The organism is Bartonella sp. AP19HLJMH, assembly GCF_042196245.1.
In the GTDB taxonomy this organism is placed as follows: Bacteria; Pseudomonadota; Alphaproteobacteria; order Rhizobiales; family Rhizobiaceae; genus Bartonella.
In genome coordinates this window covers 1-634 of record NZ_JBHIPX010000094.1, presented here as the reverse complement: position 1 = coordinate 634, position 634 = coordinate 1, and the positions used below count along the sequence as shown (strand labels likewise).

Genomic DNA, 634 nt, shown 5'->3' with positions numbered 1-634 from the left:
ATTAGAGCGGTTGTTCCACAGGTTCCAACTTATCTTCTTTTGCCAAATGCCTTATTTCATGCTGGTTTAGTGGATATGACCACGCAAAATAAGACGTTAGAGACAATGCGGAATGCTTTTCATTCCTTTGGGAAAGATGATAAAAAGACAGCCTTTTTTCTGCGTGCTTATGGGGGGAGCCATCACTATGCTTCCAATTTATCTGCTTTTGAATATGGTTATGGTGCTGAGCTCGATTATAATGCATTTCAAGCAGGTGTTTTGTTAAACGAGATTGAGAGTTTATATGGTCGTACATTCTTTGGAGTTTTGGGGAACTATGGAAATCTTTCTCTACACCCTCAGGATGTTGAACAAAGCAAAAAAAGCGCATTTAATAAATGGTCTGTTGGGGCTTATGGAAGTTTGCAGCATGATACCGGTTTTTATATGGATGGGGTGTTATCGTATGGCCTTTTTAAGGGTGATGTTTTGACACGAGCACGGGGTAAAAGCTATTGCCAAGGGTAAACAGTTTAGCGGTTCTTTAACGAGTGGCAGAACGTTTGCAACAGGGTATAAAGGTGTTGTTTTTGATCCGCAGATTCAGGTTGTTTATCAGCATCTTCAGTTTAATCAGGCGCGTGATATTGAT

The 634-nt window shown here is 40.4% G+C and carries 1 pseudogene; it reads left to right on the top strand.

The features are described 5' to 3' along the window. Positions 1-634, top strand: a pseudogene (locus ACFINR_RS09555) (autotransporter outer membrane beta-barrel domain-containing protein); the annotation flags it as partial.